This window comes from Lutibacter sp. (assembly GCF_013139515.1).
Taxonomy (GTDB): Bacteria; Bacteroidota; Bacteroidia; order Flavobacteriales; family Flavobacteriaceae; genus Lutibacter.
Window position 1 is genome coordinate 1 of the sequence record NZ_WTAR01000141.1, and the last position, 7767, is coordinate 7767.

A 7767-nucleotide genomic window follows, 5' to 3' on the forward strand; every position below is an offset into this window, starting at 1 on the left:
AATTATTCAACTTTTATTTTTGGTTTCATTGAGTTCATTTTCACAAGTTGGAGGTGAAAGTATTTATAATTTTTTAAATTTAACAGGCTCAGCAAAACAAGTAGCTTTAGGTGGTAAAACATTAACTTTATTAGATGATGTAAATCAACCTTTATGGAATCCTTCAATAATTAATAATGAATTAGATAATCAATTATCTGTTAATTATTTAAATTACTTGGCAGATATTAGTTTAACTTCAGCATCATTTGCTCATATGATTAATCGTAATTTTGGTACTATTCATGCGGGAATCACCTATTTAAATTATGGAAAATTTATTAGTGCTGATGAAAGTGGTGTTGAAACTGGAACTTTTAAAGCTTATGATTTAGCATTTTCAGTTGGTTATTCATACAATATTTTTAAAACTGATTTTATTGTTGGTGCTAATGTTAAGTTTATAAATTCGGTTATAGAAAATTATTCTTCATTTGGTGTTGGTGCAGATTTTTCTCTTTTATATTATAATGAAAATAAACCTTATGTTTTTACATTGGTAGCTCGTAATGTAGGTTATCAAATTACTGTATTTGATGAGACTAGAGAAGAATTACCTTTAGATATAGCATTGGGAGCTTCTTACGCATTAGAAAAAGTACCAATTACTTGGCATATAACTTTTGATAATTTACAGAAATGGAATATTTCTGAAAGTAACCCGTCAAATGCTACAACTGATTTAAATGGTACTGTAACTAATGAAAGCATTTCATTTTTTAATAACACAATAAGACATTTAGCTATTGGTGCAGAATTATTTCCAAAGGGAGCTTTTAATATTAGATTAGGTTATAATTTTAGACGTGCAAAAGAATTACAATTAATTGATAAAAGAACATTTTCTGGTTTTACAGCTGGGTTTGGTTTAAAAATGAATAAATTAAAGTTTAATTATGCATTTTCAAAATACCATCCTGCTTCTAATTCGAGTACGTTTAGTTTACAAATAAATTTAAATTAAGAATTTGAAAAATATTACAATTGCCATTGATGGGTTTTCTTCAACAGGAAAAAGTACAATTGCTAAACAATTAGCAAATAAATTATTATATGTGTATGTAGATTCTGGCGCAATGTATAGAGCTGTAACATTGTATGCAATGCAACATAATATTATTTCAAAAGATAATTTTTATGTTGATAAACTGATTTCAGATTTAGAAAATATTAATTTGCTATTTAAATTTAATTCTTCTCTTGGTTTTGCTGAAATGTATTTAAACAATGTTAATGTTGAAAAAGAGATTAGAACTTTAGAAGTATCTAATTATGTAAGTAAAGTTGCTGAAGTTTCAGAAGTTAGAAAAAAACTTGTAGAACAACAACAGCAAATGGGAATAAATAAAGGTGTAGTGATGGATGGAAGAGATATAGGAACTGTTGTTTTTCCAAATGCGGAGTTAAAGTTTTTTATAAATGCTTCAGCTGAAAAACGTGCCCAAAGAAGGTTTGATGAATTAATTGAACGTGGTGATAAAGTAACTTTTAAAGAAATATTAAATAATGTTCAGCATAGAGATCATATTGATTCTACAAGAGAAGACTCTCCATTAATAAATGCTGAAGATGCCATTGAGATTGATAATTCGGATATGAGTTTGGAGGAGCAATTTGATCTTATTTACAAAATTGTTCTCGGAAAAATAAATATTATTTAAGGTATATTTAAATATTTATGTGTTTGAAGTGATATTTTCCATTGTGGGTTTTTCATAACATAATCAACTATTAGAGGAATTATAGCATCACGTTTACTCCACTCAGGCTGTAAAAATAATTCGCAATTGTTGGTAACTTTTAAAGCTTGTTCTTCAGCAAATTTAAAATCGTTTTTATTTACAACAATTATTTTAAGTTCATTAGCTTTTGAATAAATACCTTTCAAAGGTAATTTTGTTTTTTTAGGTGAAAGACAAATCCAATCCCATATTCCACTTAAAGTGTAAGCGCCTGATGTTTCAATGTGTGTTTTAATATTCTTTTTTTGAAGTTTATTTGTAATGTACTCTAAATTCCACATAGATGGCTCCCCACCAGTAACAACAACAGTTTTTGCAAATTTTAAAACATTAGTAATTATAGCATCTGTAGGTGTTGGCGGATGTAAATTAGCATTCCAACTTTCTTTAACATCGCACCAATGACAGCCAACATCACAACCGCCAATTCTAATGAAATAAGCTGCTTTTCCTGAGTGAAACCCTTCACCTTGAATTGTGTAAAATTCTTCCATTAAAGGCAACATTTCTCCTTTATTTATAAGTTGTTGTGTACGTTCATTAATCATTTTGCAAATATAGAAATAACTAGTTAAAATAAATTTATTGAACTTAATTTCTATTGAAATTTTTAATTCGATTAATATATTCTATTTTTATGAAAAATATTAGAATGAGCAGAGAAGAAGTTTTTTTTAATCATATTACAGAAGGCTATAAAACTAAAGGAGAATTTATCACTTTTGGATCGGCAATGTTAGATGGTGAAACAGTAAAAGAAGCCTTTGTAAAAGTGCCTTTAAAAACATTAAATAGACACGGATTAATTGCTGGGGCAACAGGAACTGGTAAAACAAAGTCGTTACAAGTAATGGCAGAAAATCTATCAGAAAAAGGAATTCCAGTTTTGCTGATGGATATTAAAGGTGATTTAAGTGGTTTGGCTAAAGCAAGTCCTGGACATGCTAAAATTGATGAACGACACGCTGCTATTGGTTTACCTTTTGAAGCAAAAAAATTTCCTATTGAAGTTTTAACAATTTCAGATCAAAAAGGGGTTAAATTACGAGCTACAATTTCTGAATTTGGTCCGGTTTTACTTTCAAGAATTTTAGATTTAAGTGAAGCACAAAGTGGTATAGTTTCAATTATTTTTAAATATTGCGATGATAACAAATTGCCACTTTTAGATTTAAAAGATTTTAGAAAAGTGTTGCAATTTTCAACTGGTAAAGGTAAGGATGAAATTCAATCTGAATATGGTTTAATATCTAAAGCCAGTACAGGTGCTATTTTAAGAAAAATTATAGAAATTGAACAACAAGGAGGTGATTTGTTTTTTGGAGAACGTTCTTTTGATGTTAAAGATTTAGTGAGGACTGACGAAAATGGAAACGGAATTATTTCAGTATTACGTTTAACAGATATTCAGAATAAACCAAAACTGTTTTCAACATTTATGTTGCAATTGTTAGCTGAAGTTTACGCAACTTTTCCTGAGCAAGGAGATAGTGGAAAGCCTGAATTAGTTATTTTTATAGATGAAGCACATTTAATATTTAGAGAAGCATCAAAAGCTTTAGTTTCTCAAATTGAAAGTATTGTAAAATTAATAAGGTCTAAAGGAATTGGGTTATTTTTTGTAACTCAAAACCCTAAAGATGTTCCTGAAGACGTATTAGCACAATTAGGATTAAAAGTACAACATGCATTACGCGCGTTTACTGCAAAAGATAGAAAAGCAATTAAGTTAGCTTCAGAAAACTATCCAGATTCAGAATATTACGATGTTGATGAAACCTTAACGCAACTTGGAATAGGAGAAGCATTTATTTCGGTTTTAAATGAAAAAGGACGTCCAACTCCTTTGGCTGCAACTATGATGAGAGCTCCTATGAGTAGAATGGATATTTTAACCGATAAGGAACTAAAACAATTAATTGAAAATTCACGTCTATTTTATAAATATAATGAGGATATTGATAGAGAAAGTGCGTATGAAATTCTATCTGATAAAATAGAAAAGATTAATGAAAGAGAAGAAGTTGAGGAGAAGAAAAAAGAAATTGCTAAGTCATCAAAATCATCAAGTACTAGGCGAAGTACTAGAATGAATCCTATTTTAAAAGTAGTTACTAGTGCAACTTTTATTAGAGGTGTATTAGGAATTTTAAAACGTGTACTTTAATTTTTTAGTTCATACTAATAATATTAAATTTGCTACGTTTATAAAGTATATTATCTAAAAAATTAAGTTGTTTATGTTAATTATAAAAAAAATCATATATATAGTTTTAGTTTCTTTTTTGTTTGTTCAATGCGGTAAAGGAAACCAGTACTTAATTGAAAAAGGAAAAGTTGGCTATTTAACTAAAGAGACAACTGTTTTAGAGTTAAATTCTATTTTTAATAAAGATTCAATAGTTTCAAATTTAGCGTTAAATAAAGCTGATAATGAAAATAATATATTTTCTTTAGATGATGATGAGTATAAAATTTTCTCTTTAGAAGGAGTTAAGTTATTGGAAATTTCACCAACTAAGCAAAATGATTCTTTATCAAAAATAAAAAGTATTCAAATTTTTGATAAAAATTATAAAACAGATAAAGGAGTTTCTTTACAATCTACATTTAAAGAAATTAATGAGAATTATATGGTGAATAATGTTGAAACTTCACTAACATCAGCAACACTTTTTATTGATGAATTAAACGCTACAATAGCAATTGATAAAAGAGAATTAGGCTTAAACGCTTTTAGTAGAGAAGAAGTGACTCTTGATCAGATTCCAGATATTGCTAAAATTAAATATTTCACAATTTGGTTTAATTAATAATATGGAACCAACCAAGAAGACAAAAGTTAAAAGAGCTCCAAAAAGAGGGTTTTATGATAGAGAAACTATTTGTAAAATTTTAGATACTCATTTTATTTGTCAAATGGCTTTTGCTCATGAAGGTTATCCTATTGTTATTCCTACAATTTATGGGAGAGATGGAGATTATATATATGTTCACGGAGCAACTGTAAGTAGAATGCTTCTTGAATTAGAAAAAGGTTTACCAATTTCATTAAATGTAACTCAAACTGACGGAATTGTTTTGGCACGTTCTGCATTTCATCATTCTTTAAATTATCATTCAGTAACTGTATTTGGTGAAGCACTGCTTGTAACCGGTGAAGATGAACGATATAATGCGTTAAAAGTTATTTCTGATCAAATTATACCTGATAGATGGGAAGAAGTTCGTTTGCCTAATAAAAAAGAAATGAAAGCAACAAAAATTCTTAAAATACCAATCACAGAAGCTTCAGCAAAAATAAGAACAGGACCACCATTAGACGATAAACCTGATTATGAGTTGCCAATTTGGGCAGGTGTGATTCCTTTAAATACGATTGTGGGTGAGCCAATTCCTGACCCAGTTTTAGATAAAAATATACCTTTGTCAGAAAGTGTTAAAAAATTCGTGAAAAATGATTAAAAAATATAAAATACAAAAATCTCCATTTGTGATTCCAACACTAGATGGAAAATTAATTGAAGAACATTTTGGTCACACTACAGATAATGGAGAATTAAGTTTAGCCCATATGGTAGCTCCATCAGGTTGGAGTGAACCATTCCAAACACCTAAGTTTGATGAATATACATATATAATTAAAGGTAAGAAACAATTAAATATTGATGGTGAAATTATTGTTTTAGAAGCTGGGCAGTCAATTAAAATTAATAAAGGAGCAAGAGTACAATATTCAAATCCGTTTGATGCTGAATGTGAATATTTAGCAGTTTGTTTACCGGCATTTTCAATTGGGTTAGTGAATAGGGAAGAGGATTAAATAGTTATTTTCTTTCACACGCCAATAGCGTATTTTTCATAAGCATTGCAATAGTCATTGGTCCAACACCTCCAGGAACAGGTGTTATAAATGATGATTTTTTACTTACACTTTCAAAATGAACATCACCAGCTAAACGGTAGCCTCTTTTTTTAGAAGCATCATCAACTCTGGTAATTCCAACATCAATAATTGTAACACCATCTTTTACCATATCTCCAGTTAAAAATTCTGGAATACCTAAGGCAGCTACAATAATATCAGCTTGAAGCGTCAACTCTTTCATGTTTTTTGTTCTACTGTGAGCAACTGTAACGGTTGAATTACCAGCTTTTCGTTTTTGACTCATTAAAATACTCATTGGGCGACCAACAATATGACTTCTACCAATCACAACAACGTGTTTTCCTGAAGTTTCAACATTATAGCGTTCTAATAATTCTAAAATTCCAAAAGGCGTAGCAGGTAAAAAGCAAGGCATATCTAAAGCCATTCTACCAACATTTGTTGGGTGAAAACCATCAACATCTTTATTAGGGTTTACAGCATTTAGTACTTTTTGTTCATCAATATGTTTAGGTAATGGTAATTGCACTATAAATCCATCAATATCATTATTGTCATTTAATTTATCGATTTCTTGTAGTAATTTTTCTTCAGAAGTTTCTTCGGGTAAATCAATTAAAGTTGAATTAAATCCAACCAATTCACAAGCTTTTACTTTGGCATTTACATAGGTCATACTTGCACCATCAGTACCAACTAAAATAGCAGCTAAATGAGGTGTTTTTTTTCCTTGAGCTTTTAATTGTTTCACCGATTCAGCAATTTCTACTTTTAAATCTGCTGATGTTTTTTTACCGTCTAATAAAACCATTGTATTTAATTTAAAAATTTTTATATAAAAAAAGGCAAACTGTTAAGTTTACCTTGTAATATTATTTCCCCATTCCTTTCATCATTTGCATCATTTGTCGGCCACCTCCACCTTGCATCATTTTCATCATTTTACTCATTTGAGTAAATTGTTTTAGCAATTGATTGACTTCTTGTATTGAAGTACCAGACCCTTTTGCAATTCTCTTTTTTCTACTAGCATTTATAGTTTTTGGTTCTGTTCTTTCACTTAAAGTCATTGAATGTATAATTGCTTCAATGCCTTTAAAAGCATCATCATCAACATCAACATCTTTCATCATTTTTCCGGCCCCAGGAATCATTCCCATCAAATCTTTCATATTTCCCATTTTTTTGATTTGTTGAATTTGTTTCAAGAAATCATCAAAACCGAATTGATTTTTGGCTATCTTCTTTTGAATTTTACGAGCTTCTTCTTCGTCATATTGTTCTTGGGCACGTTCTACTAACGAAACAACATCTCCCATTCCCAAAATACGCTCCGCCATACGATCTGGATGGAAAACATCTATCGCTTCCATTTTCTCACCAGTACCAATAAATTTAATTGGTTTATCTACTACCGATTTAATTGATAACGCAGCTCCACCACGTGTATCACCATCTAACTTTGTAAGAACAACACCTTCAAAATTTAAAATATCATTAAAGGCTTTTGCAGTATTTACGGCATCTTGCCCAGTCATTGAGTCCACAACAAAAAGTGTTTCCTGTGGATTTACAGCCTTATGAATATTTGAAATTTCTGTCATCATTTGCTCATCAACAGCTAAACGACCTGCGGTATCAATAATTACAACGTTTTTACCGGTTGCTTTTGCATGTTTTATGGCATTTTTAGAAATTTCAACTGGATTATTATTTCCTTCTTCAGCATAAACATCAACACCAATTTGCTCTCCTACAACTTGCAATTGAGTTATAGCGGCCGGACGATAAACATCACAACCCACTAACAATACTTGTTTTGCTTTTTTTGTTTTTAAGTAATTTGCAAGTTTACCAGAAAATGTAGTTTTACCAGAACCTTGTGAACCTGACATTAATATTACCGTTGGTGTTCCTGAAAGATTAAGCCCAACAGTTTCACCCCCCATTAAACTAGTTAACTCATCTTTAACAATCTTTACCATTAATTGCCCAGGATTTAACGTAGTTAATACGTTTTGTCCTAAAGCTTTTTCTTTAACGATAGTAGTGAATTTTTTTGCTATTTTAAAGTTAACATCGGCATCTAAAAGCGCT

At 30.0% G+C, this 7767-nt stretch carries 9 protein-coding genes; 6 read left to right on the top strand and 3 right to left on the bottom strand.

Annotated features, from left to right (window positions below):
- On the top strand, positions 1 to 1003 hold a 1003-nt coding region (gene porQ / locus GQ540_RS12290; protein WP_367206093.1), incomplete at its 5' end, for a type IX secretion system protein PorQ.
- Between the two features lie 4 nt (positions 1004 to 1007).
- The gene (gene cmk, locus GQ540_RS12295; protein ID WP_291801522.1) at positions 1008 to 1700 is read left to right on the top strand and encodes a (d)CMP kinase; all 693 of its coding nucleotides are present in this window, start codon (positions 1008 to 1010) and stop codon (positions 1698 to 1700) included.
- Here cmk and GQ540_RS12300 read toward each other — a convergent pair.
- The gene (locus GQ540_RS12300) at positions 1697 to 2329 is read right to left on the bottom strand and encodes a 7-carboxy-7-deazaguanine synthase QueE (RefSeq protein WP_291801525.1); all 633 of its coding nucleotides are present in this window, start codon (positions 2327 to 2329) and stop codon (positions 1697 to 1699) included. The genes cmk and GQ540_RS12300 overlap by 4 nt on opposite strands.
- A 104-nt stretch (positions 2330 to 2433) precedes the next feature.
- Between GQ540_RS12300 and GQ540_RS12305 the strand changes: the two genes are divergently transcribed.
- The 4 genes from GQ540_RS12305 (at position 2434) to GQ540_RS12320 (ending at position 5604) form a co-directional block, all read left to right on the top strand.
- Positions 2434 to 3948: a helicase HerA-like domain-containing protein gene (locus GQ540_RS12305; RefSeq protein WP_291801526.1), complete on the top strand. Its 1515-nt coding sequence runs from the start codon at positions 2434 to 2436 to the stop codon at positions 3946 to 3948.
- A gap of 73 nt (positions 3949 to 4021) precedes the next feature.
- Positions 4022 to 4594 carry a hypothetical protein gene (locus GQ540_RS12310; protein ID WP_291801528.1) on the top strand — a complete coding sequence of 191 codons (573 nt, stop codon included), beginning with the start codon at positions 4022 to 4024 and terminating at the stop codon, positions 4592 to 4594.
- A 4-nt stretch (positions 4595 to 4598) separates the two neighbouring features.
- Entirely contained in the window at positions 4599 to 5246 is a 648-nt protein-coding gene (locus tag GQ540_RS12315) for a pyridoxamine 5'-phosphate oxidase family protein (protein ID WP_291801530.1), read from the top strand.
- The gene (locus GQ540_RS12320) at positions 5239 to 5604 is read left to right on the top strand and encodes a cupin domain-containing protein (RefSeq protein WP_291801532.1); all 366 of its coding nucleotides are present in this window, start codon (positions 5239 to 5241) and stop codon (positions 5602 to 5604) included. The genes GQ540_RS12315 and GQ540_RS12320 overlap by 8 nt, the downstream gene beginning before the upstream one ends.
- A gap of 4 nt (positions 5605 to 5608) precedes the next feature.
- Here GQ540_RS12320 and GQ540_RS12325 read toward each other — a convergent pair whose 3' ends face one another.
- Together GQ540_RS12325 and ffh are read right to left on the bottom strand one after the other, a co-directional pair.
- A complete protein-coding gene (locus tag GQ540_RS12325) occupies positions 5609 to 6481 on the bottom strand; it encodes a bifunctional 5,10-methylenetetrahydrofolate dehydrogenase/5,10-methenyltetrahydrofolate cyclohydrolase (protein WP_291801534.1) in 873 nt (290 codons plus the stop codon).
- 61 nt (positions 6482 to 6542) lie between these two features.
- A partial coding sequence (gene ffh / locus GQ540_RS12330; RefSeq protein WP_291801537.1) for a signal recognition particle protein occupies positions 6543 to 7767 on the bottom strand: 1225 nt, incomplete at its 5' end.